21 protein-coding genes are annotated in these 26,998 nt (G+C 68.2%); 17 read left to right on the top strand and 4 right to left on the bottom strand.

Features of this window, described 5'->3' with window-relative positions; all coding sequences use genetic code 11:
- Window positions 1–291: 291 nt before the first annotated feature.
- From V6M37_RS02380 to V6M37_RS02425, 10 genes are all read left to right on the top strand, one after another.
- Window positions 292–1,497, top strand: a complete 1,206-nt coding sequence (locus V6M37_RS02380; protein ID WP_332670771.1) for a thiolase family protein — start codon at window positions 292–294, stop codon at window positions 1,495–1,497.
- A gap of 50 nt (window positions 1,498–1,547) precedes the next feature.
- Entirely contained in the window at window positions 1,548–3,656 is a 2,109-nt protein-coding gene (locus V6M37_RS02385) for a hydantoinase/oxoprolinase family protein (protein ID WP_332670773.1), read from the top strand.
- A 77-nt stretch (window positions 3,657–3,733) separates the two neighbouring features.
- Window positions 3,734–5,485: a hydantoinase B/oxoprolinase family protein gene (locus tag V6M37_RS02390; protein WP_332670775.1), complete on the top strand. Its 1,752-nt coding sequence runs from the start codon at window positions 3,734–3,736 to the stop codon at window positions 5,483–5,485.
- Window positions 5,482–7,122 (top strand): acyl-CoA mutase large subunit family protein, encoded by a 1,641-nt coding sequence (locus V6M37_RS02395; protein ID WP_332670777.1) that lies wholly within the window; start codon window positions 5,482–5,484, stop codon window positions 7,120–7,122. The genes V6M37_RS02390 and V6M37_RS02395 overlap by 4 nt, the downstream gene beginning before the upstream one ends.
- A gap of 12 nt (window positions 7,123–7,134) precedes the next feature.
- The gene (locus V6M37_RS02400) at window positions 7,135–7,533 is read left to right on the top strand and encodes a cobalamin B12-binding domain-containing protein (RefSeq protein WP_332670779.1); all 399 of its coding nucleotides are present in this window, start codon (window positions 7,135–7,137) and stop codon (window positions 7,531–7,533) included.
- Window positions 7,530–8,216, top strand: a complete 687-nt coding sequence (locus tag V6M37_RS02405; protein ID WP_332670781.1) for a hypothetical protein — start codon at window positions 7,530–7,532, stop codon at window positions 8,214–8,216. Before V6M37_RS02400 ends, V6M37_RS02405 begins: the two co-directional genes overlap by 4 nt.
- Window positions 8,213–9,766, top strand: coding sequence for a long-chain-fatty-acid--CoA ligase (locus V6M37_RS02410; RefSeq protein ID WP_332670783.1), 1,554 nt, complete (start codon window positions 8,213–8,215; stop codon window positions 9,764–9,766). The genes V6M37_RS02405 and V6M37_RS02410 overlap by 4 nt, the downstream gene beginning before the upstream one ends.
- A gap of 26 nt (window positions 9,767–9,792) precedes the next feature.
- Window positions 9,793–11,550 (top strand): acyl-CoA dehydrogenase, encoded by a 1,758-nt coding sequence (locus V6M37_RS02415; RefSeq protein WP_332670786.1) that lies wholly within the window; start codon window positions 9,793–9,795, stop codon window positions 11,548–11,550.
- A 91-nt stretch (window positions 11,551–11,641) separates the two neighbouring features.
- Window positions 11,642–13,585, top strand: coding sequence for an oxidoreductase (locus V6M37_RS02420; RefSeq protein ID WP_332670789.1), 1,944 nt, complete (start codon window positions 11,642–11,644; stop codon window positions 13,583–13,585).
- A 251-nt stretch (window positions 13,586–13,836) separates the two neighbouring features.
- Window positions 13,837–15,384, top strand: a complete 1,548-nt coding sequence (locus tag V6M37_RS02425) for an AMP-binding protein (RefSeq protein WP_332670791.1) — start codon at window positions 13,837–13,839, stop codon at window positions 15,382–15,384.
- Between the two features lie 155 nt (window positions 15,385–15,539).
- On the opposite strand, the gene mobB is transcribed toward V6M37_RS02425, so the two are convergent.
- Window positions 15,540–16,100 (bottom strand): molybdopterin-guanine dinucleotide biosynthesis protein B, encoded by a 561-nt coding sequence (mobB, locus tag V6M37_RS02430; protein ID WP_332670793.1) that lies wholly within the window; start codon window positions 16,098–16,100, stop codon window positions 15,540–15,542.
- A 283-nt stretch (window positions 16,101–16,383) separates the two neighbouring features.
- Here mobB and V6M37_RS02435 point away from each other — a divergent pair, with 283 nt between their 5' ends.
- Entirely contained in the window at window positions 16,384–17,400 is a 1,017-nt protein-coding gene (locus V6M37_RS02435) for an AraC family transcriptional regulator (protein ID WP_332670796.1), read from the top strand.
- Between the two features lie 32 nt (window positions 17,401–17,432).
- The gene (locus V6M37_RS02440; RefSeq protein WP_332670797.1) at window positions 17,433–17,921 is read left to right on the top strand and encodes a MarR family winged helix-turn-helix transcriptional regulator; all 489 of its coding nucleotides are present in this window, start codon (window positions 17,433–17,435) and stop codon (window positions 17,919–17,921) included.
- A gap of 38 nt (window positions 17,922–17,959) precedes the next feature.
- Here the strand turns inward: V6M37_RS02440 and dctP are convergent, their stop codons facing one another.
- Genes dctP through V6M37_RS02455 form a run of 3 tightly spaced genes read right to left on the bottom strand, consistent with a single transcriptional unit; the run spans window position 17,960 to window position 20,827 of the window.
- Window positions 17,960–18,931 (bottom strand): TRAP transporter substrate-binding protein DctP, encoded by a 972-nt coding sequence (gene dctP, locus V6M37_RS02445; RefSeq protein ID WP_332670798.1) that lies wholly within the window; start codon window positions 18,929–18,931, stop codon window positions 17,960–17,962.
- A gap of 47 nt (window positions 18,932–18,978) precedes the next feature.
- A complete protein-coding gene (locus tag V6M37_RS02450) occupies window positions 18,979–20,295 on the bottom strand; it encodes a TRAP transporter large permease (protein WP_332670800.1) in 1,317 nt (438 codons plus the stop codon).
- Between the two features lies 1 nt (window position 20,296).
- Entirely contained in the window at window positions 20,297–20,827 is a 531-nt protein-coding gene (locus V6M37_RS02455) for a TRAP transporter small permease (RefSeq protein WP_332670801.1), read from the bottom strand.
- A gap of 328 nt (window positions 20,828–21,155) precedes the next feature.
- Between V6M37_RS02455 and V6M37_RS02460 the strand changes: the two genes are divergently transcribed.
- The 5 genes from V6M37_RS02460 to V6M37_RS02480 all read left to right on the top strand — a co-directional run bounded on the left by V6M37_RS02460 (window position 21,156) and on the right by V6M37_RS02480 (window position 26,909).
- Entirely contained in the window at window positions 21,156–23,474 is a 2,319-nt protein-coding gene (locus tag V6M37_RS02460) for a bifunctional salicylyl-CoA 5-hydroxylase/oxidoreductase (protein WP_332670803.1), read from the top strand.
- Between the two features lie 45 nt (window positions 23,475–23,519).
- Window positions 23,520–24,332 (top strand): SDR family NAD(P)-dependent oxidoreductase, encoded by an 813-nt coding sequence (locus V6M37_RS02465; RefSeq protein ID WP_332670805.1) that lies wholly within the window; start codon window positions 23,520–23,522, stop codon window positions 24,330–24,332.
- Between the two features lie 69 nt (window positions 24,333–24,401).
- Window positions 24,402–25,247: an enoyl-CoA hydratase family protein gene (locus tag V6M37_RS02470; protein WP_332670806.1), complete on the top strand. Its 846-nt coding sequence runs from the start codon at window positions 24,402–24,404 to the stop codon at window positions 25,245–25,247.
- Window positions 25,248–25,257: 10 nt separating this feature from the next.
- On the top strand, window positions 25,258–26,445 hold the full coding sequence (locus V6M37_RS02475; RefSeq protein ID WP_332670807.1) for an acyl-CoA dehydrogenase family protein: 1,188 nt from the start codon (window positions 25,258–25,260) through the stop codon (window positions 26,443–26,445).
- A 65-nt stretch (window positions 26,446–26,510) separates the two neighbouring features.
- The gene (locus V6M37_RS02480; RefSeq protein WP_332670808.1) at window positions 26,511–26,909 is read left to right on the top strand and encodes a RidA family protein; all 399 of its coding nucleotides are present in this window, start codon (window positions 26,511–26,513) and stop codon (window positions 26,907–26,909) included.
- Window positions 26,910–26,998: the final 89 nt, after the last annotated feature.

Consider the following 26,998-nt stretch of genomic DNA (forward strand, 5'->3'; position numbering starts at 1 on the left):
CTGCACCGCCGACTGGCGGAAGGCGCCGTCGGCTTTTCGGCCCCGCCCGGCTGCGACTCCTCGTCGTCGATTTAGCGGGTTCCATTCCCGGCGCCGAGATGGTCTCAAAGGAAGCGAAAAGATGAGTGGAACGGTCTGTGCATCTTCAAATATAAACCGATCAAAAAAGTTTAGATGATCGATTGACTTTCAATCGATGTAGGAAGAGAGTGCAGCAAAACGAGTTTGAGCGGTTCCCTCGCGGCGTCGGTTACGGGGAGTCAGGCAGAAGACGATAAAAGGAGGAGGCACGTGGCATTCAAGGCCGAGATTCCCTACGGCGCATACTGGAGTACGCCCTTCGCCCGCTGGCAGGGCAGCTTCGCGTCATTGCACAGCGTAGAGTTCGCTGCGCATGTGACGAAGCGCGAGCTCGCGCGGCGCGACATTTCTCCGCAGACCTTCGATTTCGGCGTCCTCGGGCTGTCGGTGCCGCAGCGTCATGCGTTCTACGGGCTGCCGTGGCTCGCGGGAATGGCAGGCGCGCCACAGCTCGCGGGCCCGACCGTGATGCAGGCGTGCGCGACTGGCGTGCGCAGCCTCTTCACCGCGTCGCAGGAGATCGAGAGCGGCGCGGCCTCGGTCGCGCTGACCGTCACCTGCGACCGGACGTCGAACGGGCCGCACCTCTACTACCCGAACCCCCACGCCCCCGGCGGCACGGGCGCCGCGGAAAACTGGGTGCTCGACAACTTCGGCCAGGATCCGCTCGGCGGGCACTCGATGCTCGCGACGGCGGAGAACGTCGCGGCGAAGCACGGCATCTCGACGTCGCAGCAACACGAACTCGTGCTGCGGCGCGAAGCGCAGTACCGCGACGCGCTCGCCGACGACAGCGCCTTCCTGCGCCGCTTCATGACGCTGCCGTTCGACGTGCCGACGGCGGACTTCCGCAAGAACGCGACGACGCTCGACGGCGACGGGGGCATCAACTGCTCAACGCCCGAAGGCCTCGCGCGCCTGCGCCCGGTCGTCGCCGGCGGCAGCGTCACCTACGGCTGCCAGACCCACCCCGCCGACGGCAACGCGGGACTCGTCGTCGCCGACCCCGCGCGGGCGAAGGCGCTTTCGACGCGACCCGAGATCGCCGTGCGCCTGCTCGGCTTCGGCCAGGCGCGCGTGCCGCTCGCATACATGCCGGAGGCGACGATCCCGGCGGCGCGGCGCGCGCTCGATGCTGCCGGGCTGTCGCTCGCGCAGATCGACGCGATCAAGACGCACAACCCGTTTGCCCTCAACGACATCGTGTTCGCGCGGGAAACCGGCGCGAATCTCGAGGCGATGAACAACTGGGGCTGCTCGCTCGTATGGGGTCACGCGCAGGCGCCGATGGGGACGCGCTCGGTGATCGAGCTGATCGAAGAACTCGCGCTGCGCGGCGGCGGTTACGGCCTCTTCACCGGCTGCGCCGCGGGCGACAGCGCGATGGCCGTCGTCTTGCAGGTCGGCGACCGCTGACCGCGCCCGGCCCGGAGACGGGCCGGGCGAAAACCAGAGGGAGGTTCCGGATGAACTATCGAATCGGCGTGGACGTCGGGGGCACGTTTACCGACTTCCTCCTCATCGACTCGCACGGCAATTCGAGCGTGTTCAAGACATCGAGCACGCCGAAGGATCCGTCGATCGGCGTGCTGAACGGCCTGCGAGAAATGGCGGACTCGCTCGGTATGACGCTCGGCGACTTCGTCGCGCAGGTCGAGCTGATCGTGCATGGCACGACGGTCACGACGAACGCGGTCCTCACCGGTCGAGGGGTCAAGACCGGGCTGCTGACGACCGCTGGGTTTCGCGACATCCTCGAGATGCGGCGCGGGTACCGCGAGGAGCTGTACAACAACAAGCTCACGCCGCCGCCGCCGCTGGTGCCGCGCGACCGCCGCCTGCCCGTCGTAGAACGGATCAACGCCGCCGGCGAAGTCGTGACCCCGCTCGACGAGTTGTCACTGCGCGCGGCGGTCGAGGAACTGAAGCGGCAGGAAGTCGACGCCGTCGCGATCTGCTTCATGCACAGCTACGCGAACCCGGCGCACGAACAGGCGGCGAAGGCGATGGTCGCCGAGCTGCTGCCGGGCGCGTACCTCACGGTGTCGTCCGAGCTGCTGCCGCAGGCGCGGATGTACGAGCGCGTGTCGACCGCGGCGTTGAACAGCTACGTCGGACCGATCCTGCGGCGCTATCTCGACGCACTGCTCGAAAACCTCAAGGGCATCGGCTTCGACGGCGTGCTGCTGATCATGCAGTCGAACGGCGGCGTCGCGACGCCGGCCTCGACCGCGGAGCGCGCGGTGATGACACTGCTGTCCGGCCCCGCGAGCGGCCCGACCGCCGGCATCACGTTCGCGGCGGTGCAGGGCTACGACCGCTGCATGACGGTCGACATGGGCGGCACGTCGTTCGACGCCGCGGTCGTGCAGAACGGCGTGCCACTGCTGCGCAGCGAAGGCTGGATCAACCGCCAGCGGCTCGCGCTGCCGATGCTCGACATCCACACGATCGGCTCGGGCGGCGGCTCGATCGGCTGGATCGACGACGGCGGCCTGCTGCGCATGGGGCCGCAGAGCGCGGGCGCCGATCCGGGACCGGCGTGCTACGGGCGCGGTGGCACCTTGCCCACCTGCACCGACGCGAGCCTCGTGCTCGGCTATCTCGACCCGAACTATTTCCTCGGCGGGCGGATGAAGCTCGACGTCGATGCGGCGCGGACCGCGATCGACACGCACATCGCGCAGCCGCTCGGCCTCACGGTCGAAGACGCGGCGGCGGGGATGTATCACCTCGTCAACGTCAACATGGCGGCCGGACTGCGCGAGATCACGGTCAGCCGCGGCATCGACCCGCGTGAATTCCCGCTCGTCGTCGCCGGCGGCGCGGGGCCGATCCATGGCGCGATGATCGCGCTCGAGCTCGAGCTGCCGGTGATCCTCGTGCCTAAGGAGTCGTCGATCTTCTGTGCGAGCGGGATGCTGCGCTCGGACTTCAAGCACAGCTACGTGCGCACCTACCACGCGCTCGCGTCGAAGGCCGACGCGCGGCTGATGACGCAGTATCTCGGCGAGCTCGAGCATGAAGGGCGGGCGGTGCTGCATGACGAGAAGGTCGAGGAGCGCGACCGGGTGCGCGTCGATTACGCGGCCGACATGCGCTACCTCGGCCAGCACAACGAGATCACCTGCAGCTTCGACATCATCCGCTTCGAAGCCGACGGCATCGACTACCTGCGCGAAGTGTTCCACCACGAGCACGAGGCGCTCTACGGCTATTCGCTCGCCGGGTCGCCGACCGAGATCGAGATCGTCAACCTGCGCGTCACCGTCGTCGGCATCACCGCGAAGCCGGCGATGAACTTCATGGAACGCGGCGACGAGAGTGCCGAGCGCTGCCGCAAGGGCACGCGCCGCGTGTATCTCGCCGGCGAACGCGCGTTCCGCGACATCCCGGTCTATGACGGCGAGGCGATGGTGTTCGGCAACCTCGGCAGCGGGCCGGCGCTGATCGAGCAGGTCACGACGACGACCTTCGTGTCCCCCGAGTACGACTTCGTCGTCGACCGCGCCGGCACTTTCTGTCTGTTCCACAAGGAAATCGGCCACACCTATCTGCGGAGGGTTTTGAAGTGAAACCCCCACGCTCACTTTGTTCGCTGCCCCCCAAGGGGGCGCAGGCCCCCTCGGGGCGGCCCAGCGGGAGACCTGAAATGACGAACGCAATCGATCCGATTTTGGTGACGGTGATCCAGCGCCGGTTGAAGGCGATTACCGAAGAGATGGGTCTGGTGATGCTGCGCACCGCGCGCTCGCCGATCCTCAGCGAAGCACGGGATTTCGTGACCGGGCTGTACGACGCGCGCGGCCAGATGATGGAGCAGACGGCCTACATCCCGATCCTCGCGTTCGCGGTGCCGCTGGGCATCCAGTACATCGTCGAGTACTACGGCGACGAGCTGTACCCGGGCGACGTGATCATCCACAACGACCCCTTCACCGGCGGCAACCAGGCGGCCGACGTCAAGATCGTGCGGCCGATCTTCGCCGGCGAGCGGCTGATCGGCTTCTCGGCGATCAACGGGCACCAGGCCGACGTCGGCGGCGCGGTCGCCGGCGCATACAACCCCGGCGCGACCGAGATCTGGCAGGAAGCGCTGCGCATCACGCCGGTGAAGCTGTACGAGAAGGGCAGGAAGCGCCAGGACGTCTGGGACCTCGTGTTCGGCAACATCCGCTTCCCCATCGTGCAGGAGGACATCCAGGCCGCGATCGGCGGCTGCGCGGTCGGCGAGCGCGAGCTCGGGAAGCTCGTCGAGCGCTACGGCTGGGAACGCTTCGACGCGCACCTGCAGCACTTGTACAACGCGACCGAGCAGCAGATGCGCGCGGAGATCGCCGCGATCCCGGACGGCACCTATCGCGGCATGTCGACCGTGCATTACGACGGGTTCAACGACGGCTCGACGATGGACATCAAGGTCGCGGTCACGGTCAAGGGCGAGGACATCCATTTCGACTTCACCGGCACCGCGCCGCAGACGCCCGGCTACGTCAACGCGCCGCTCGGCTCGAGCATGACGTCGGTGATCCTGACGCTGCTGATGTGCCTCAAGGACTCTGGCATCCCGCAGAACGCCGGGATGGTGCGCCCGCTGACGACGCATATCCCGGAAGGGTCGATGCTGAATCCGCGCTTCCCCGCGGCGAGCACCTTCGGCAACCACCTGTCGGACCAGATCTCCGCGGCGATCTTCGACGCGTTGTCGCAAGCGCTGCCGGAGCGTGTCACCGCCGCGTGGAACCCACTGTTCGCGATCGCCGCGGTCGGCACGAACGACCGCACCGGCCAGCCCTTCGTCGACATCCTGTTCAACGGGCTGAAGGGCGGCGGCGGCGGCACCGAAGGCGCCGACGGCTACGACCACATCGGCCTGATCGCGTGCGGCGGCGGCCTGCTCGCGCAGGACCCCGAGATGTTCGAGATGAAGGAGCCGCTGTTCCTGCACCGCTTCGAGTACCTGCCGGATTCCGCCGGGCCGGGGCAGTGGCGCGGCGGCCTCGGCGTCGAGATGGAGATGGAGTTCCTGAATGACGGCAACCTGATCAGCGCGTTCGGCGACGGCATCGACCCCGGCTCGGAGGCGAAGGGCATCCTCAGCGGCGGCGCGGGCGTCTTGAACCGCGGCGAGCTGCGCTATCCCGACGGCAGCGTGCATGTCTGCCGGAGCAAGGAAGTTGTCGCCGGCATTCCGAAAGGCACGCGCTGGTACCAGGTCGCCGGCGGCGGGGGCGGCTATGGCGACCCGCGGCGGCGGCCGGCGGAGTTGGTCGCGCGGGAGGTTCGGTACGGCTACGTGTCCGCGGGCGAGGCCGAACGGCATTACGGCGTGATCGTGAATCCAACGACGCTCGCGCTGAACCGCGAAGCGACGCAGGCCTTGCGCAAGGGAGAGACGGCATGAGCACGAAGGGAGCAACAGCAGGAACCGCGCGCGACCACGAAGAGCAGATCTTCGAGACCGGCGCCGGCATCGGCATCAACGAGATGTACCGCCCGGACGACGTCGGCGACTTCGACAGCGCGCGCGATCTCGGCGAGCCGGGCGAGTTTCCCTTCACCCGCGGCCCCTATCCCGGCATGTACCGCGAGCGGATCTGGACGCGCCGCTTCCAGGTCGGCTTCGGCTCGCCGCAGGAAACCAACGAGCGCATCAAGTACCTGCACGGCCAGGGCGCGAACGGCTTCGTGATCACGATCGATCTGCCGACCTCGTACGGTTTCGATTCCGACGATCCGGTCGCCGACGGGGAAGTCGGCGTCACCGGCGTGCCGATCAGCACGCTCGAGGACATGGAGACGCTGTACGACGGCTTCGGGCCGGATGCGGTGTCGTATGCGCTGTCGATCCGGCCGCCGGTGTCGTCGGTGACGCTGGCGATGCTTGCCGCGGTCGCCGAGAAGAAGAACGTGCCGTTCGACAAGGTGATCGGCACGCAGCAGAACGACCCCTTCTACCAGATGAGCGGCGGCCCGCTGCAGACCATCACGCAGTTCTTCCCGCTCGACGGGACGCTGCGCCTGTGCGTGGACAACATCGAGTTCATCTCGAAGAACATGCCGCGCCTGAACTGGATGGTCACCAACGGCTACAACCTGCGCGAAACCGGCGTCGACGCGATCCAGGACGGGGCGTTCTCGCTCGGCCATGCGTTCGCGATCTATCGCCGGGCGCGCGAGCGCGGCCTCGACGTGAATCTCTTTCCGCGCAAGGCGTCGTTCTTCCTGTCGTGCTCGATCGATTTCTTCGAGGAGATCGCGAAGTTCCGCGCGATGCGCCGGCTCTATGCGAAGACGATGCGCGACGAGTTCGGCGCGACCAATCCGGAATGCTGGCGCCTGCGCTTTTCGGTCCAGTCGGCGGGCAACACGCTGACGCGGCAGCAACCGCAGGTGAACATCATCCGCGCGAGCGTCGAGGCGATGGCCGCGGTGTTCGGCGGCGCGCAGTCGATCCACCTCTGTTCGTACGACGAGGCGCACGGCCTGCCGACCGAGGAGTCGTCGCGCATCGCGCTGCGCACGCAGCAGGTGATCGCGTACGAAAGCGGCATCACGAAGACGATCGATCCGCTCGGTGGCTCGTGGTACGTCGAGTCGCTGACGAACCGGATGGAAGCCGAGATCCGCGCGCGGCTCGACGACATCGACCGGCGCGGCGGCATGATCGACTGCATCCGCGAAGGCTGGCTGGAGCAGCAGATCAACGGCGTGCGCATCAAGAACCAGGCCGATCTCGACAGCGGATGTCGGACGCTGGTCGGGGTGAATCGCTTCACGATCGCGCCCGAGGACGAGACGCCGCTGCAGATCCACAAGATCAAGGCCGACGTCTGGGGCGCGCGGCGCGCCGAGTATCTGCGCGAGTACCGCGCCGGCCGCGACGCCGGCAAGTGGGCGGAGGCGATGGCCCGCATCGAGCTGGCGTGGAAGGACGGCGACAACATGGTGCCGGTCCTGATGAACGCGCTGAAGAACAAGGCGACGATGGGCGAATGCCATGAAGCGATGCGCAAAGCCCAGAACTGGGCGTTCCGCTAGGAGGGAGAGGTCATGAGCACGCAAAAGCGCATTCTGCTGGCGAAGATGGGACTCGACTGCCACGACACGGGGATCGTCACGGTCGCGCAGATCCTGCGCGATGCGGGCTACGAGGTCGTGTATCTCGGCCTGCACAACGACGCGCGCCAGGTGATCAAGGTCGCGACCGAGGAGGACGTCGACGCGATCGGCATCAGCTTCCTGTCCGGGCAGCACATGACCCAGGTGCGGCGGCTGCTCGACGAGATGCGCCGCTCGGGGCTCGCCGTCCCCGTTATTTGCGGCGGCATCATCCCCGACGAGGACGCGCGCGCGCTGCGGGAGATGGGCGTCGCCGAAGTCATTCCGGCCGGCACGCTGTCGGCCGAAGTGGCCCGTCGCGTCGCCGGCTCGCTCGCGGAGCCGGCATGAGCGCCGCCGTCGCGGAAAACACCTCCCGCCAGCTTCCTGATCTGGCGGTGACGGCGGCGGAACGCTGCGCCGCGGCGATCGAGAGCGGCGACAAGGCCGAAGCCTTGCGCCTTCTCGCCGCCGTCGGCGACGAATGGCGTCCGCTGCACGACCTCTACGTCGAGATGTCGGGGCTCTTCGCGACCTTCATCCGCGACCGCTTAGGCGAGCAGGCGGTCGAGGACGTCTGGCGCTTCATCGGCGAGCGGCTGTGGAAGCCGCTGCTGATGCAGATCCGGGAAACCGGCGACACGGCGCTGCTGGTGCAGGTCTATGCCGGCTTCCTGCGCGCGCACGGCCACCGCTTCGACGTGACCGAGGACGACGAGAAGACGACTTTCGTCCTCCATTACTGCGCGAGCGGCGGAATGCTGATGCGCGACGGCAAGAACGAAGACTCCCGCCGCCATCCGATCGACATTGCGGTGATCGAGCAGCGCGCGGACTGGACTTTCGAGCGGCCGCTGTCGGCGTACTGCGTGCACACGCCGCTGTGGATGGACATCCTGCCGCGCGAGTGGGGCTGGGACGTGTTCGAGTCGCGCTTCGGCCGGCAGTTCGACGCCGACGGGCGGCCGGTCGACGAGCCGTGCGTGACGATGATCTACAAGAAGCCGCGCATGCGGCAGGAGGCGCGGCCATGACGCTCGACCGCATCGTCCGGCGCAACGCGCTGCGCTACCCTGACAAGCCCGCGCTCGTGATCGACGACCGCAGCTGCAGCTGGCGCGAGCTCGACGGCCGCGTCGATCGCGTCGCCAACGCGCTGCGCGCGCGCGGGCTCGCTCGCGGCGACCGCGTCGCAGTGCTGCTCGGCAATTGCGCGGAATTCATCGAGCTGTATTTCGGCGTTGCGCGCGCCGGCCTGGTCGCGGTGCCGGTCAATTACCGTCTGACGCCCGGCGAGCTTGCGCAATTGCTCGGCCATGCGACGCCGGCGCTCTTCGTCGTCGGTTCCCTGTTCGCGGACAAGGCGAGCGACGTCGCCGGGCTGCTGCCGGAGCTGACGACGCGGCGCTGGATCGTCGGCGACGCGACGCTCCCCGGTGCCGAAGCCTATGCGGACGTCGTCGCCGCGGCGGCGCCCGAGCCGTTCGCGAGCGCGGGCGACGAAGACGACACCTTCGCGATCTTCTACACCAGCGGCACGACCGGGCTGCCGAAGGGCGCGATGGTTTCGCATCGCAACCTCAGCGCGAACGCGTTCAACCAGTTCGTCGCCGATAGCAGCCGCCACGACGACGTGAACCTCGTCGCGACGCCGCTGTACCACATGGGCGCGGTGTTCATGGCGGTCACCTACATGATGCTCGGCTGCACGCAGGTGATCCTGCCGTCGTTCGTGCCGGCGCGCTGGCTCGACGCGGTCGGCTGCCACCGCGCGAGCGTCGCGCTGCTGGTGCCGACGATGATCAACGCGATCCTCGAGAATCCGCGGCTCGCGGACGCCGACCTGTCGAGCCTGCGCTGCGTCTTCTATGGGGGGGGGCCGATGCCGCCGACGGTGCTGCGCCGCGCGCTCGAACACCTGCGCTGCGGCTTCACGCAGGGCTACGGGCTCACCGAAACGCTCGAAGCGACCTTCCTCGTCGCGTCAGACCACGTCGTCGACGGCGACGAGAAGCAGCGCAGGCGGCTCGCCTCCGCGGGGCGGGAGGCGGTCGACGCGGAGGTGCGCATCGTCGATGGCGACGGCCGCGACTGCGCGACCGGTGAAGTGGGCGAAGTGCTGGTGCGCAGCGCGTCGGTGATCCGCGGCTACTGGAACATGCCGCTGGAGACCGAAAAGGCGATCCGCGACGGCTGGTTCCACACCGGGGATCTCGGCTATCTCGACGAGGACCGCTATCTCTTCGTCGTCGACCGCGTCAAGGACATGGTCATCAGCGGCGGCGTCAACATCTACTCGAAGGAAGTCGAGAGCGTGCTGTACGAGCATCCCGCGGTGCTCGAAGCGGCGGTCATCGGCCTGCCCGACGAGGCCTGGGGCGAGGCGGTGAGCGCGGCGGTCGTGCTGCGCCCGGGCATGAGCGCGACGGCCGACGAACTCATCGCGCACTGCAAGGCGTCGCTCGCGGGCTACAAGAAGCCGCGGAACGTCGCCTTCCTCGACGAGCTGCCGAAGAACCCGAGCGGCAAGATCCTCAAACGCGAACTGCGCCGCATCCTCGCCGTCCCCGGCGAGATCGCGTAGATCCACTTCGATCCAGAGGAATTCCGATGAACGATTCCTACACCCCGCCGCTCGACGACCTGCGCTTCGTCCTCGACGACGTGCTCCACTACCGCCGGCTCTTCGCGCTGCCCGCGTTCGCGCACGCCGACAAGGAGCTTGCCGACGCGGTGCTCGCCGAGTCGGCGCGTTTTGCGGCCGGCGTCCTCGCGCCGGTCAACGCGTCCGGCGACGAGGAGGGCAGTCGCCTCGAGAACAGCCGCGTCGTCACGCCACGCGGCTTTCGCGATGCGTACTGGCGCTACGTAGAAGCTGGCTGGCCCGGCCTCGACATGCCGCAGGAATTCGGCGGCCAGTCCTTGCCGCTGACGCTGCAGGCCGCATGCGCCGAGATGGTCAACGGCGCGTGCGTCGCGTTCGGCATGCTCCCGCTGATGGAGCGCGCGGCGACGCGGCTGCTGCTCGCGCATGCGCCCAAGACGCTCGTCGACGCGATCGCGCCGTCGCTCGCCGCCGGCAAGTGGGGGGCGACGATCTGCATCTCCGAGGCGCAGGCGGGCTCCGACGTCGGCCGCATCGCGACGCGCGCCGAGCGGCAGGCCGATGGCAGCTACCGGCTGACCGGCACGAAGATCTTCATCACGTACGGCGATCAGGACTTCACCGAGCAGATCATCCACATGGTGCTCGCGCGCATCCCGTGTGCACCGGCCGGGACGCGCGGGCTGAGCCTCTTCGTCGTGCCGCGCTGCGAGCTGCGGGAGGACGGGACGCTCGGCGCGGACAACAACGTCGAGGTCACGCGCGTCGAGCACAAGATGGGCCTGCGCGCTTCACCGACCTGCGTCGTGAACTTCGACGGCGCGCGCGGCGAACTCGTCGGGCAGGAGAACGCCGGGTTGAAGGCGATGTTCACGATGGTGAACACGATGCGGCTCGAAGTCGCGATGCAGGGCGTCGCGGTCGCCGGCGCGGCGACGGCGAAGGCGCTCCGCTATGCGCTCGAGCGACCGCAGGGCGGGCGCGCGGACGCGCCGCCTGTCGCGCTCGTCGAGCACGCCGACGTGCGGCGGATGCTGCACGTGATGCGCGCGCGCACCGAGGCGATGCGCGCGCTCGTGCTCGAAGCCGCGCTGCAGCTCGACCTCGCGCATGCCGGGCCCGAGGCGCAGCGCGCGGATGCGCTCGCGCTCGCCGAGTGGCTGTTGCCCGTGTGCAAGGCCTGCGGGTCGGACGCCGGCTTCGAAGTCGCGAACCTCGCGGTGCAGGTGTTCGGCGGCCTCGGCTACGTCGCCGACGCCGGCGTCGAGCAGTACGTGCGCGACAGCCGCGTGATGTCGATCTACGAGGGCGCGAACGGCATCCAGGCGCTCGACCTCGTGACGCGCAAGCTGCCGCAGGACAGCGGCAAGCGTTATCGCCTTTTCGCCGCGCGCATCCGCGCCGACCTCGACCGTTTCGCGAGCCGCCCCGAACTTCGGGAAATCCGCGACGCGGTCGCGGACGGCCTGTCGCGGCTCGACGCCTGCACCGACGCCATCGCGCCGTCAGCCGCGAGCCGCGATGCGGAGGCCGGCGCGAGCGCCTATCTCGCGCTGGTCGGCCTCGTCGCCGGGGGCTGGATGTGGCTGCGGATGGCGGCGGTGGCGACGGACGATAGGCCCGCACACGAGGCGAAGCGCGGGCTTGCCCGGTTTTACGCCGACTACCTGCTGCCCGAAGCGCTCACGCTGCAGCGCCGTGCGCTCGTCGGCGCGGCCTGCCTCGACACGCTTGCCGCCGAGACGCTCGCCGGCGCCAGATGAAACGACCCGCGCCCCGCGCGAGCGGCGCGCCCCGAACCACGCGATCACAAAGACAAAGACCAGACGCGTCACCACGAGGAGGTTCACGGAGATGAGATATCCGAAGCTGTTTGCCCCGGGCCGGATCGGTAACCTCGACCTGCCCAATCGCATCATCAAGGCGCCGACGTCGACCGGCATGAGCAACATCGACGGCTCGGTGTCGGAGCGGCTGATCCGCCACTACCGCGAGGTCGCGAAAGGCGGCACCGGGCTGATCATCGCGGAATACGCGTACGTCGACGACATTGCAGCCAAGTCGGCGCACTGCCAGCTCGGCATCAGCAGCGACGAGCACATCTCGGGCCTGACGCTGCTCGCGGAGACGATCAAGGACCAGGGCGCGCGTGCCGGCATCCAGATCGAGCATTGCGGGCGGCAGAAATTCCTCGGCACGCCGCCGATCAAGTCCGCGTCCGCCGTGCCGTGGCTCGCGCTGAAGGCGCGCAGCGGCGACAAGGCGATTCCCGAGCAACTGTCGATCGACGAGATCGCGCAGATCGTCGAGGCGTTCGGCGACGCGGCGCGCCGCGCGGTCGCGGCCGGCTTCGACCTCGTCGAGATCCACGGTGCACACGGCTACCTGATCACGAACTTCCTGTCCCCGCACACGAACAAGCGCACCGACCGCTACGGCGGCTCGTTCGAGAACCGCACGCGCCTGCTCGTCGAGATCATCCGTAACGCGCGCGCGAAGATCGGCCGCGACTTCCCGCTGACATTGCGGCTGAGCGGCACCGACTACGAGCCCGATGGCTTCGGTGTCGACGAGACGATCGAGGTCGCGAAGATCGCCGAATCGCTCGGCATCGACGCGATCCACGTCTCGGGCGGCGACCACCACCAGATGATCCACCAGGTCAGCCCGATGTCGGTGCCGCGGCTGCACAACGTCTGGGCGGCCGAGGCCGTGCGCGGCGCGGTCGGCGTCCCGGTCATCGCGTCGGGCTCGATCACGCTGCCGGACTTCGCCGAGGAGATCCTCGCGACGGGCAAGGGCGACTTCATCTCGCTCGGCCGCCCGCTGTGGGCGGACCCGGAATGGTCGAACAAGGCGCGCGAAGGCCGGCAGGAGGACATCCGGCCGTGCATCCGCTGCAACGACGGCTGCCTCGACCGCACTTTTTTCCGCTTCCGTGCGGTCGGCTGTTCGGTCAATCCGGAAATCGGGCGCGAGGGCGACCTGAAAGTGACGCCGGCGCCGCAAGCGAAAAAGGTCGCCGTCGTCGGCGGCGGCGCCGCCGGGATGGAGGCGGCGCGCGTCGCCGCGCTGCGCGGCCATCGCGTGACGTTGTTCGAGCAGCGCAGCCTCGGCGGGGTGCTGTTCGAAGGCTCGGTCGCCGAGTTCAAGTCCGATCTGCGTTTCCTCAACGACTATCTCGCGACGCAGATGACGAAGCTCGGCGTCGAAGTCGTGCCGCGCCGCGCCGAGGCCGCGGACATCGCCGGGAAGTTCGACGCCGCGGTCGTCGCGACCGGCGGGCAGGCGTCGGCGCCGCCGATCCCGGGCATCGACGGGCCGTGCGTGATGGACGCGATCGACGTCTTCAACGGCGGCGCGACGCCCGGGCAGCGCGTGATCGTGCTCGGCGGCGGCGAGACGGCGGTCGAGGTCGCGCTGCATCTGCGGCAGGGCGGCCGCGACGTGACGATCCTGCACCGGCGCGACGAGCTGATGGCGCGCGACTGCACGAGCACCGACAAGATCTCGTACAGCGAGATGCTCGCCGCGGCCGGCGTCGAGATCGTCACCGGCCTCCAGGTCACCGAGATCACCGGCGGGCGCGTCACCGCCGCGGACCGCCACGGCAAGCCGCGCCATTTCAACGCCGATTCGGTCGTCACCGCGCTCGGCTACGGTCCGAATCGCGACGGTCTCGCGGAGGCGTTACGGGCCGCCGGCGGAATCGACGTGTACGAGGCCGGCGACTGCGTGCGGACCGCGAAGGTCTATGACGCGATCCACGCCGGCTACCGGGTGGGCTGCCGGATTTGAGCGGGTATCGCGCCGGAGCGTTGTCCGGACGGGCTGGCGCGCCGTCCGGACAACGCCCGCGCCGCACCCTGGTGCCGGCCTCCCCGTCGAGGGGGGCCCGGGTGCGGATGTGTTTCGAGAGAATGGCGCACGCTCCGCTTGGAAGCCATTTCGTCCTCCCCGGAGGGGAAGGAACCCGGCGAATTGCTTGCTGCATAGTGTGCTCGCGTCGCCGTGCCGCACCCCCTGGCGGCGTTGCCCGAGGAGGAGAAATGTCCAAGCTGCCCACGGTGTATCCGAGCGTCGTGCATATGCTGGTCCACGCGGCCGAGCGCGTCCCCCACCAGGACGCGATCGTCTGCGGTGACGAACGGCTGACCTACCGGGAATACCTTCGCTGCGTCGCGGGGCTCGCGCACGAACTCGTCGCGCTCGGCGCCGCGCGGCAACGCGTCGGCATCGTCCTCGGCAACTCGGCGGACATCTGCGTCGCGATGTTCGGCGCGCATGCCGCACTCGCGCAGGCGGCGCCGTTCAACCCGGCGTACACCGCACGCGAGCTGCGCGCGCTTTTCGAGGACGCCGACCTGCATGTCGTGATCTACGACCAGGACAGGCGCGACGTCGTCGAGCCGATCCTCGACGCGCTGCGCATTCCGCACCGCATCTGCATCGGACCGGGCGCTCGGCGACTGACCGCGTGGCGCGACGCCGCCGACCGCGAGCTGCCGCAGCCGCTACCGGGCGGCGACGACCTCGCGACGCTGCAGTACACCGGCGGCACGACCGGCCGCGCGAAGGGCGTGAACCTGAGCCACCGCGCGATCGCGACCAACGTCAGCCAGCGCGAGGCGCTGCTGCCGACGCGAAAGGACTGCGAGCGGCTGCTGTGCGTGATGCCGCTATTCCACATCTACGCGGTCGCGATGTGCCTGCACAACATGGCCTACGCCGGCGGCACACTCGTGATCGTGCCGCGCTACACGCCGGACGCGGTGTTCGACCTCCTCGCGCGCGAGCGGGTCACGATCATCGCCGGCAGTCCGACGCTGTTCACGAGCCTGCTCGCGCACCCGCGCTTCGGCAGTGCCGACTTCTCCGACCTGTACCTGTCGTATTCCGGCTCCGCCGCGCTGCCCGAGGAACTGCTGCGGCGCTGGGAAAGCGCGACCGGCGCCCCGGTGCTCGAAGGGTACGGCCAGTCGGAAACCGGACCGGTGCTGACGTTCAATCCGCTCGACGGCGTGCGCAAGTCGGGGTCGGTCGGGCGCCCGCTGCCATACACCGAGATCGAGATCGTCGACCTCGAACGCGGCGCGCGCCCGCTCGAAGTCGGCGAAAAAGGCGAAATCCGCGTCCGCGGTCCGCAGATCATGTCGGGCTACCGCAACCTGCCCGACGAGACCGCCGCGACGATCCGCGACGGCTGGCTCTATACCGGCGACGTCGGCGAGTTCGACGCGGACGGCTACCTCTACATCCGCGACCGCAAGAAGGAGATGGCGAAAGTCTCCGGCTTCAACGTGTTCCCGCGCGAGATCGAGGAAGTGCTGTACCTGCACCCTGCGGTGCGCGAAGCGGCGGTCGTCGCGGTGCCCGACGCGTACCGCGGCGAACTCGTCCGCGCCTTCGTCGCGCTGCGGCCGGGCGACGCGGCGAGCGCGGATGAGCTGACCGAGCACTGTCGCGCGAATCTCGCGAAATACAAGATTCCGGCGCAGATTTCGATCGTCGAGGAGCTGCCGAAGACCGCGGTCGGGAAGATCGACAAGAACCGGCTGCGCGACGGCGTCCGGCAAGGCGAGGCGGTTCGAAGCTGAGCCGGAACGTGACTGTGTCTCCGATTCCTCAGGCCGCGATCGTCCGGCGGATGAAGTGGGCCATCGCGCGGGCCGCGCGACGCCGGGTGAGCCTCGCTCGGTCGCCGTGCCGGCTCGTCCCGTATGTTCGCCCCTGCGATTTCGCGACGGGGCCGCTATACGCCGGTCCCCGTATTCCCGCCGCTTTTTTCCCGTGCTCGGCCGGGGCGACGGCGCCGGGCTCGCGGGAGCGCGAGGTAGCGGCAGATGAAACCGGCGATCGCCTCGTAATCGTCGAGACCGAAGGTGCGCAAGTGCGTGTCCTCGTCACGATCGCTCGCGACCGCGACGACCCACGGATCGGTCAGGTGCTGCGCCGGCCCGGGACGCGCGGACCGCCGCACTTCCATCTTGGGGAGCGGCGCGTGCCGGTAGCCTTCGACGAGCACCAGGTCGCACGGCGCGAGCATTCCGACGAGGCCGTCGAGGTCGGGTTCGCGCGTGTCGCGCAGCTCGCGCATCAGCGCCACGCGCTTGCGCGACGAAACGAGCACCTCGCCGCATCCGGCCCTGCCGCCGCCCCAAGAATCGTTCTCCGGTTGGGCAAGGTGGACGTCGTGTTCGGTGTGTCGAATGAGCGACACGCGCAGGCCGCCATCGACGAGGCGTGGAATGACCCGCTCGATCAGCGTCGCCTGTTCCGCGCTGCCCGACCCGGCAAATCCGAACACTTTCATTTGCTTTCCCCGTCGTACGCCGGTGGGAGCAGAGTAGAGGCCGCAGCGCGGATCGCCTATCCACGTAATGAAGCGCCTATCCGTGCGCTGCACGTTCCTGCTGGATTCCCAATGGGGCGCATGGCGAGGGCAAGTCCCGCGGGCGTGTCGAGCGGTGGGCGAGCAGTGCGTGAGGCGCTGCGAGAAAAAAAGTTTGCAAGAGGGTGACAAGCACGGTGTTTTAAGCATAATTTGTTTAGACATAAAAAACCTGCTTCGAGGCAGGATATCCCGGAGGAGCGTCGTGGAGACACAACATCGTTTCGGAGCCGGTGCGTCTGGCCCCGTACTCGCCAATTCCCTTTTATTTCGGACTTCGGATCTCGACGAGGCGCGCGATCGTGTCTCGCGCGTGTTCTGTTCGCACCGGCTGCAGGTCGTCGGCGAGCGCCGCCAGATCGGTGCCGAGATGTATTACCGCAAGATCCGCGGCATTGGCGTCGGCCGTATGCGGTACGGCGCGAGCGTCGCGATCGAGCCGGGCCGGCTGGAGAGCTTTGCGCTGATCCAGATGCCGATCTGCGGCTCGGAAGTCATCGAGCATGGGGGACAGACGGTCAACTCCACGCCCGACGTCGCGTCGGTGCTGAGCCCGACGCTGCCCCTGAGCATGCGGCACGGGGTCGACACCGAGAAACTGTTCATCCGGATCGATCGCGATACGCTTGAGCGGCACTGCCGCCAGCACCTCGGCGGTGACCTGCGCCAGCCGGTCGAATTCCGCCCGCAGATGTCGCTGACCGACCCGCGCAGCCTGTCCTGGGTGCGGCTGATGAACTGGCTCTGCGACGAAGTCGGCCACGAGCGCGCCGACGAAGACACGATCCTCGACTCGCCGCTGTTCTCCGCGCAGATCGAACAGATGGTCATCGCGACCTTGCTGCTCGCGCAGCCGCACAATTACTCGGCGCGCCTCGAGGACGAGGGCCCGTCGGTCGCGCCGCACTTCGTCAAGCGCGTCGAAAGGCTGATCGACGAGAAGGCGCACGAGCCGCTGACCATCGGCGATCTGTCGGAGCACGCCGGCGTCAGCACGCGCTCGCTGTTCTCCGGCTTCCGCAAGTACCGCAACACGACGCCGATGCAGTACCTCAAGGACGTGCGGCTGAAGCGGGTGCGCGACGAGCTGCTGAAGGCCGCGCCCGACGCCGCGACCGTGACCAACATCGCGATGCGGTGGGGGTTCAGCCATCTCGGCCATTTCACCGTCGACTACAAGCGCGCTTTCGGCGAGAGCCCTTCCACGACGCTTCACCGCTGACCATGGAGCAGATCGTCGGCGGAGCGCGACCGATGTCGGACGGCGAGGCGCACGCCGACGGGGTGCCGGAGCCTCATCGTTTCATCGACGGCTATCTCGCGTATCTGCTCGCGCAGGCGAGCAGCGGGATCTCCCGCGAGTTCCATCGCGAGGTGACCGCGGCGGGCCTATCGGTGACGGAGTGGCGCGTGCTCGCGAGTCTCGCCGGCAGCGACGGAGAAAGCATCAGTGCGCTGAGCCTGCTCGCGCTGACGAAGCAGCCGACGCTGAGCAAGGTCGTGCAGCGCATGGAAACCGACGGGCTGGTCGAACGGACGCGGGTGCGCTCGGACCGGCGCCAGACGGTCGTCCGCACGACGCCGAAGGGGCGCCGCCTCGCCTCGATGCTGTGCGAGCGTGCGCTGCGGCATCAGCAAGCGGTGCTCGGACCCTTCGGTGCCGACAACGCACGGATGCTGCTCGCGATGCTGCGCGAATTGCTCGCGCTGCACCCGCCGTCGGCACCCGGTGACCGCGAGTAGTGCCGGCGGGCCGTCGAGAGGCCCGCCGGACGCCGCTTTCAGCGGCCGTTGCCGAACAGCTCGCGCAGCTTCGCGACGTGCTGCGGGCTTGCCTGCTCGATGCCTTTCCAGCCGGCGTCGTACGCGCGGGCGCGAAACGCGTCGGCCTGGGCTGTCGGCACCGCGATGCTTTCGATTTTCGCGCCGGCCTGGCGCGCTTTCTCGGCCTCGGCCGCTTTCAGGTCCTTGACGTTCTCGGACTCGATCCACGCGATCTGCTTGTCGAGGAACGCGCGCTGCGCGTCGTCGAGCTTCTTCCAGGTGTTCTGGTTCATGTAGAAGCCGACTTCGACGTTGTAGAAACCCGGCTCGACGCGGTACTTCGTCTTCTCCTGCCAGCCGAGGTCGAAGATGCCGACCGAAGGCCAGCCGTAGCCGTCGACGACGCCGCGTTCGAGCGCGGTGAACACTTCACCGGGCGGCACTTGCAGCGGGGTCGCGCCGAGCGACTGGAAGAACGCGCGGTACACCGGCACGCTGCGCAGCTTCATGCCGGCGAAGTTGCCGCCGTCGACCTTCTTGTTCGTGTAGATGTGGTACTGCAGTCCGTCGGACACGCGCGCGAGCCACACCATGTTCGCCTTGTCGCGATGGATGCGGTCGAGCAGCGCATGACCGCCGTTTGCGCGCAGCTCGGCCATCGGCTTCTCGGCGAGCGAACCGGCGATCGCTTCGGGGACCAGGTTCGCGTGGAACACACCGGTCGTGTTCGCGAAATCGACGACGCCGGTGCGCAGCGCGTTGCCGACTTCGAGCGGCGGGATCGCTTCGGGTCCGCCGACGACCTGGATCTTCATGATCCCTTTGCCTTCGGCATTGACCTTGTCGACGAAGGTCTTGAAGCGCTGGTTGAAGAAAGTGTCGTGGCCGAACGCGCTGACGGCCTTCAGCGTGATTTCGGCCGCGTTCGCGCCGGAGCCGATCAGCGCGATCAGCGCCGCGACGGCGAGCTTGCGGGGGCGGATCTTCATCTCCTCGTTCTCCATCTCGTTATGTGCTGCGGGGGTGAAACGCGAAACTATTCCATCAGCCGCGGCAGGCCGACGGCGAGCCACGGCAGCGCGACGATCAGGCCAAGTACGGCGATCTCGATCAGCACGAACGGCGCGGCCGCGGCGTAGATCTGCCGCAGCTGGATCGGCGGCGGCGCGACCGACTGCATGACCATCAAGAGCAGTCCGAACGGCGGCGTCAGCAGGCCGAGCTCCATCGCGACGAGCATCAGCACGCCGAGCCACACGGGGTCGATGCCGGCGGCGTTCGCGAGCGGCATGAAGAACGGCAGCGTGATCATCATCATGCTGATCTGGTCGATGACGCAGCCGAGCACGAGCAGGATCGCGAGCATGCCGAGGACGAGCATCAGCGGCGACAGCTCGAGCGCGTTGATCAGGCCGAGCGCGCCGCTCGTCGCACCCGAGAAACTCAGGATCTGCGCGAAGGTCGTCGACGCGACGAGCACGAACAGGATCACGACCGAGACGCGCGCGGTCTCGACGAGCGACTTCTTCAGCGCGGCGAAAGTCAGCGCGCGATAGCACGCGGTCGCGATCACCGACGCGACGGCGCCGATCGCCGCCGATTCGGTCGGCGACGCCCAACCTGCGAGCATGCTGCCAACGACCGCGGCGAAGATCGAGAACAGCGGCACGACGTCGCGCAGGAACGGCTTCCAGCGCGTCCACGCGTCGGGCTCGTGCGGCGCGTCGTCGATCGGGGCGAGTTGCGGGTCGATGCGGCAGCGGATCATCACGTACGCGAGGAAGCAGCCCGCCATCACGAGGCCGGGCAGGATGCCGCCGATCAGCAGCTGCGCGATCGAGATGCCGGCGAGGCTGCCGAGCATCACCGCGAGCGCCGACGGCGGGATCAGCATCGCGATGCCGCCGACCGCCATGATCGGTCCCATCGCGAGCGTCGGGTGATAGCCGCGTTTGAGCATCTCCGGCAGCATCACGCCGCCCATCATCGCGGTGTTCGCGATCGTCGAGCCCGAGAGCGCCGCGAACGTCGTGCCGCCGAGCACCGACACGACCGACAGCCGCCCGGGAAGCCGCGCGATCAGCCGCTCGATCGCCTCGATCGCGCGGAACGCGAGCCCGGTGTGGAACAGCACTTCGCCCATCAGCACGAACAGCGGGATCGGCGTCAGCGAGAAGCTCGTCACCGAGCCGACCGAGTTGCGCACGAGCTGCGCGAGGCCCGCTTCGCCGCCGAGGAACACCCAGGCGCCGACGAGATTGACGCCGAGGAACGTGAACGCGACCGGGAGGCCGAGCGCCATCAGCCCGAACATCAGCCCGAGCATCAGCGCGAGTGCGGAATACCATTCCATCTCAGCACTCCTTCCGCGACGACGCGGTCGTGGCGCGGCGCGCGAATTCGACCGCGAGCAGCGCGCACGAGAACGCCATCGGCAGGTTCAGCCACCATTCGGGGAATATGAGCACTTTGAAGACGAGGCTGCCTTGCTCGGCGGCGTCCACCGCGACGGCCACCGACTGCCACGCGAGTACCGCGCAGACTGCGAAGCACGCGAGGTCGGATGCGAGTCCGACGCGCCGCCGCAGCAGCGCCGGCAGTGCGCGGACGACGACGTCGACGCGGATGTGGTCGCCGAGGTACAGCAGCCACGGCGCCGCGACGAACGTGGCGATCATCAGGATGTACTCGGTCGCTTCCACGCTCCACGCGATGGAGCCGAGGCCGAGGTTGCGCATCAGCACGTCGGCGCAAACCAGTAGCGCCATGCCCCCGAATAGTGCTGCGGCTGCTCCGCCGCACGCGCTCATCAGCCAGTGATAGCCGCGCCGGGTGGGCGACCGGAATGGAACCGCCGGATCGAGCGTCGCCTGCTGCAAAGCCATGTGAGGTCTCCAGAAGTGGTCGCTCGGAAAAATATATCAAGCCTAAAATATCTGGTCACGGATTTTCTTTCTGCCCGCACGTCGGGCAGGAAAGCAGCCGCGGTTCGATCGCCTGCGTTCCGCCGAGACTCCCGCCTCCCCCGGATGGGGGGGTTAAAGTGCCCGCCCGAGTGAGTTAATACACCCGTCACCACGAGTCGCCCTCCACCGCAGCAGCGGTGTCCCGCGGTCGACGTTTGACTTAATAGTTTAAGTGTGAAATATTCGACGCTAAAGAAGAACGCCGCTCCGGCCACGCGTCGGAGCGCTCACCCAGAGGAGACCTGAAATGCGCATCGTATGTATCGGCGGCGGCCCCGCGGGCCTGTATTTCGCGATCCTGATGAAGAAACTGAACCCGGCGCACGAGGTCCGGGTGATCGAGCGCAACCGCCCGTACGACACGTTCGGCTGGGGCGTCGTGTTCTCGGATGCGACGATGGACAACATGCGCGAATGGGACCCGGAGACCGCGGATGCGATCCAGGTCGCGTTCAACCATTGGGACGACATCGAGCTGCATTTCGACGGCAAGACGATCCGCAGCGGCGGCCACGGCTTCGTCGGCATCGGCCGCAAGATGATGCTGAACATCCTGCAGGCGCGCTGCGAGGAGCTCGGCGTCGAGTTGGTGTTCGACCGTGACGTCGAATCCGACAGCGAATTCCCCGACGCCGACCTGATCATCGCGTCCGACGGCATCAACTCGCGTATCCGCACGAAATACGCCGAAGTCTTCAAGCCCGACATCGTCACACGCCCGAACCGCTACATCTGGCTCGGCACGAACAAGCTCTTCGACGCCTTCACGTTCTTGTTCGAGAAGACCGAGCACGGCTGGTTTCAGGCCCACGTCTACAAGTTCGACGACAACACGACGACCTTCATCGTCGAGTGTCCCGAGCACGTGTGGCTCGCGCACGGGCTCGATCGCGCGGACCAGGAACAGTCGATCGAATTCTGCGAAAAGCTCTTCGGCAAGTACCTCGACGGCCATCGGCTGATGACGAACGCACGCCACCTGCGCGGCTCGGCGTGGCTGAACTTCCAGCGCGTCAAGTGCGAGCAGTGGCATCACTACAACGGCCGCAGCCACGTCGTGCTGATGGGCGACGCGGTGCACACCGCGCACTTCGCGATCGGCTCGGGCACGAAGCTCGCGCTCGAGGACGCGATCGAACTGACGCGGTTGTTCAAGGAGCAGGGTGACTCGCGCGAGCAGATCCCGGCGGTGCTCGCGCGTTACCAGGAAGTGCGCAACATCGACGTCCTGCGACTGCAGAACGCAGCGTGGAACGCGATGGAATGGTTCGAGGTCTGCGATGCGCGCTACTGCGATACGCTCGAACCGGAGCAGTTCATGTACTCGATGCTGACGCGCTCGCAGCGCATCTCGCACGAGAACCTGCGGCTGCGCGACGCGAAGTGGCTCGAAGGCTACGAGCGCTGGTTCGCCCGCAAGGCCGGCGTGCCGGTCAAGGACGACGAGGTGCCACCGCCGCCGATGTTCACGCCGTTCAAGCTGCGCGGCCTGACCGTCCCGAACCGCATCATGATGTCGCCGATGGCGATGTATTCGGCCGACGACGGTGTCGCCAACGACTTCCACCTCGTGCATTTCGGCTCGCGCGCACTGGGTGGCGCGGGGCTGCTCTACACGGAGATGACCTGCGTGTCGGCCGACGCGCGCATCACCCCGGGATGCGCCGGCATGTACAAGCCCGAGCACGTCAATGCGTGGGGCCGCATCGTCGATTTCGTCCATGCGAACTCGACGGCGAAGCTGGGCATCCAGCTCGGCCACGCCGGCCGCAAGGGCGCGACGAAGCGGGCATGGGAAGGGATCGACCAGCCGCTCGAATCCGGCGCGTGGGACCTGATCTCGGCGTCGCCGCTGCCCTACCTGCCGCACTCGCAAGTGCCGCGCGAGATCACGCGCGACGACATGGACCGCGTGCGCGACGACTTCGTCCGCGCGACGAAGATGGCGGCCGAAGCCGGCTTCGACATCCTCGAACTGCACTGCGCGCACGGTTATCTGCTGTCGAGCTTCCTGTCGCCGCTGACGAACCGGCGCAAGGACGAGTACGGCGGCGACGTCGCGAGGCGCACCCGCTATCCGCTCGAAGTGTTCCGCGCGATGCGCTCGGTGTGGCCGGCCGACCGCCCGATGTCGGTGCGCCTGTCGTGCCACGACTGGTTCCCAGGCGGCAACACCGCCGACGAAGCGGTCGAGATCGCGCGCCTCTTCAAGGACGCCGGCGCCGACATCATCGACTGCTCGTCGGGCCAGGTGTGGAAGGGCGAGCAGCCGGTGTACGGCCGGATGTTCCAGACGCCGTTCGCGGACCGTATCCGCAACGAGGTCGGCATTCCGACGGTGGCCGTCGGCGCGATCTTCGAGGCCGACCACGCGAACAGCATCGTGGCCGCGGGCCGCTCCGACCTGTGCGCGGTCGCGCGCCCGCATCTCGCGGACCCGGCCTGGACGCTGCACGAGGCGGCGAAGATCGGATTCGGCGACCTCGCGTGGCCGAAGCAGTACGTGTCGGGCCGCAGCCAGTACGAAACGAACCTCAAGCGCAGCTACACGGCGCCGGGCAAGTGAGCCGGCGTCCCTAGTCGAAAAAACGAACGAAGCGGAAATGAGCGCATGAACGCCACCTCCGACAACAACAGAGAGAGCACCGCCGCGCCGCTCGCCGGCCGCCACGCTGTGGTGACCGGCGCCGGCAGCGGCATCGGCGCAGCGATCGCGGTCGAGCTGGCGCGGCTCGGGGCGACGCTGACGCTCGTGGGCCGGCGCGCCGCGCCGCTCGAAGCGACGCGCGAGCGGCTCGCGGGCCGCGGCCACGGCATCGCGGTCGCCGACGTGACCGACCACGCTGCGGTCCACGCGGCGTTCGAGCTCGCGACCGCCGAGCGCGGGCCGGTCGCGATCCTCGTCAACAACGCGGGCGCCGCGAAGAGCGCGCCGTTCGGCAAGACCGATCCGGCGATGTGGAACGAGATGCTGACGGTGAACCTCACCGGCCCGTATAACTGCACGCACGCGGTCCTCGCCGGAATGCAGGCGGCCCGCTGGGGACGCATCGTCAACGTCGCCAGCACCGCGGGCCTCGCCGGCTACGCGTACGTCGCGGCTTACTGCGCCGCCAAGCACGGCCTCGTCGGCTTCACCCGCGCGCTCGCGCTCGAAGTCGCGAAGCAGGGGATCACCGTCAACGCGGTGTGTCCGGGCTACACGGACACGCCGCTGATCGAAGGCGCCGTCGACAACATCGTCGCAAAGACCGGGCGCAGCAGCGACGACGCGAAGGCGACGCTCGCGACGGCCAACCCGCAAGGCCGTCTCGTGCAGCCCGACGACGTCGCCCGCGCCGTCGGCTGGCTGTGCCTGCCGGGCAGCGACGCGATCCACGGCCAGTCGATCCCGGTCGCCGGCGGCGAAGTGATGTGCGGCTGAGAACAAGCGTTGAATTCGCCGCGCAGCGGTGCCACCGCTGAGCGGACAACAACAAACAGGAGACTCGAGATGGCAGAACTGTCGATGCAGGACCACAAGCGCCCGTTCAAGGACTACGCCGCGCGCCACTTCCGCTGGGAATGCACGGACGACGGGCGGGTCGCGACGATCACCCTGAACCGGGCGGAAAAGAAGAACCCGCTGACTTTCGATTCCTACGCCGAGCTGCGCGACCTGTTCCGCGACCTCGCGTACGCGAGCGACGTGCGCGCGGTCGTGATCCAGGGCGCGGGCGGCAACTTCTGCTCGGGCGGCGACGTGTTCGAGATCATCGAACCGCTGACCAAGATGACGATGCCCGAGCTCGTCGCCTTCACGCGGATGACCGGCGACCTCGTCAAGGCGATGCGCCGCGCGCCGCAACCGATCATCGCCGCGATCGACGGCATCTGCGCCGGCGCCGGCGCGATGGTCGCGCTCGCGTCGGACTTCCGCCTCGGCACGCCGGAAGCGAAGACCGCCTACCTCTTCACGCGCGTCGGCCTCGCCGGCGCCGACATGGGCGCGTGCGGCCTGCTGCCGCGTCTCGTCGGCCAGGGCCGTGCGACCGACCTGCTGATGACGGGCCGCGCGATGGGCGCCGACGAAGGACTCGCGTGCGGCTTCTTCAGCGCGCTGCACGCGCCGGCCGAAGTGCTCGGCAAGGCCCAGGCGCTCGCCCGCACGCTCGCCGACGGCCCGTGGTTCGCGCACACGATGACGAAGACGATGCTGAACCAGGAATGGGCGATGGGCATCGAGGAGATGATCGAGTCTGAAGCCCAGGCCCAGGCGATCTGCATGATGACCGGCGACTTCCGGCGCGCGTTCGAGGCGTTCGCGTCGAAGCAGAAGCCGAAGTTCGAAGGCAACTGAGGCTGCGATCATGGACCGCTCCTGCCTCGACCTGCCGTTCTACGGTCCCGAACATCGCCAGCTGTCGGACGCGATCTTCGACTGGGCCGCGACCGCGCTGCCGGCGGTCGATCACCACGACACCGACGCCGCGTGCCGCACGCTCGTCGCGGCGCTCGGGCGCGCCGGCTTCCTGCGCTACTGCGTCCCCGCCGAGTACGGCGGCGCGCTGCCCGCGCTCGATTCGCGCTCGCTGTGCATCGCGCGCGAGACGCTCGCATACCACGACGGCCTCGCGGACTTCGCGTTCGCGATGCAGGGGCTCGGCTCCGGCGCGATCACGCTCGCGGGCTCCGACGAAATCCGCCGGCGCGTGCTGCCCAAAGTCGCGTCCGGCGAATGGATCGCGGCGTTTGCGCTGACCGAGCCCGACGCGGGTTCCGACGTGGCGGCGCTCGCCTGCGACGCGCGGCTCGACGGCGACCATTACGTGTTGAACGGCGAGAAGACGTGGATCTCGAACGGCGGCATCGCCGACGTGTATTGCGTCTTCGCGCGCACCGGTGAAGCGCCGGGGACGCGCGGCCTGTCGGCCTTCGTCGTGACGCCCGACATGCCGGGCTTCGAGGTCGCCGAGCGGCTCGAAGTGATCGCGCCGCATCCTCTCGCGCGGCTGCGCTTCACCGACCTGAGAGTGCCGGTCGCGAACCGGCTCGGCGCCGGAGGCGAGGGCTTCAGGATCGCGATGCGCACGCTCGACATCTTCCGCGCGTCGGTCGCCGCGGCCGCGACCGGTTTCGCGCGCCGCGCGCTCGACGAAGGGCTCGCGCACGCGCGGGGCCGCGCGATGTTCGGCCACACGCTCGCCGACTTCCAGATCACGCAGGCGAAGCTCGGCGAGATGGCGACCGACATCGACGCCGCGGCGCTGCTGATCGCGCGTGCCGCGTGGAAGCGCGACGTGCAGAAGCAGCCGACGACGCGCGAGGCGGCAATGGCGAAGATGACCGCGACCGAGAACGCGCAGCGCGTCATCGACGCCGCGCTGCAGATGCACGGCGGGCAGGGCGTGCGCGTCGGCGTCAAGGTCGAGTCGCTGTACCGCGAGATCCGCGCGCTGCGCATCTACGAAGGCGCGACCGAGGTGCAGAAGCTCATCGTCGCGCGCGAGCTGCTGAAGCAGGCCGGGCAGCGGGGACGCGAGGCCGGCGCCGCATGATGCACGCAGAGAATTTGAAGCCGCCGGAGAGCGGTCCGACGTCAATTCCTCACGGAGACAGAAAAATGATGAACAAGGTTCTGCAGCCCGAGGGCTGGGCAACCCCGCGCGGTTACTCGAACGGGATCGAGGCGCGCGGCCGCCAGATTTACGTCGGCGGGCAGATCGGCTGGGACGCCGACTGCCACTTCCAGAGCGACGATCTCGTGCAGCAGGTCTACCAGGCGCTCCGGAATGCGGTCGACGTCGTGAAGGCGGCCGGCGGCGGCCCGGAGCACGTCACCCGCATGACCTGGTACCTCGTCGACAAGAAGGAGTACGTCGCGCGGCTGAAGGAGATCGGCATCGCCTACCGCGAAATCATGGGGCGCAGCTTCCCCGCGATGACCGCGGTCCAGGTCGCCGCGCTCGTCGAGGACGAGGCCAAAGTCGAGATCGAGATCACGGCCGTGATTCCGGATTGAAAAACCGGCTACGACGGACCCGGCCGACGGCGACCCCGAGCCTTAGGTCGGACTGAGCAAAGCGATGTCCGACATCCGCGGCTTCCCGA

Origin of the sequence: Aromatoleum sp., assembly GCF_036675785.1 — a bacterium.
GTDB lineage: Bacteria > Pseudomonadota > Gammaproteobacteria > Burkholderiales > Rhodocyclaceae > Aromatoleum.